The sequence below is a fragment of the Pseudomonas asplenii genome (assembly GCF_001293465.1).
In the GTDB taxonomy this organism is placed as follows: domain Bacteria; phylum Pseudomonadota; class Gammaproteobacteria; order Pseudomonadales; family Pseudomonadaceae; genus Aquipseudomonas; species Aquipseudomonas fuscovaginae_B.
The window spans coordinates 1-297 of sequence record NZ_JSYZ01000041.1 but is presented as its reverse complement, the minus strand read 5'-3'; the positions used below and the strand labels follow the sequence as shown (position 1 = coordinate 297).

The following is a 297-nucleotide window of genomic DNA, read 5'->3' as shown; positions in this document are numbered from 1 at the left end:
CCAGGTATTCGATATTGCCGTCCGGCAGGTAGCGGCCGAGGTCGCCGGTGCGATACATCCTTGCCGAAGCGTCCTGGCTGAACGGGTCCCGGAGGAAACGCTCGGCGGTCAGGTCATCACGGTTCAGGTAGCCACGGGCCACGCCGGCACCACCGATGTAGATTTCACCCGGTACGCCCAGCGGGACGGGCTGTTGTTGCTCGTCCAGCAGGTAGAACTGGGTGTTGCCCACCGGCTTGCCGATATGCGGGGCGAAGCCCTCTTCGCGATCCATCGCCACCCAGCTGGAGTAGGTGG

At 64.6% G+C, this 297-nt stretch carries 1 pseudogene; it reads right to left on the bottom strand.

The window, feature by feature from the left end:
• A pseudogene (locus PF66_RS33595) lies at positions 1 to 297 on the bottom strand (AMP-binding protein); the annotation flags it as partial.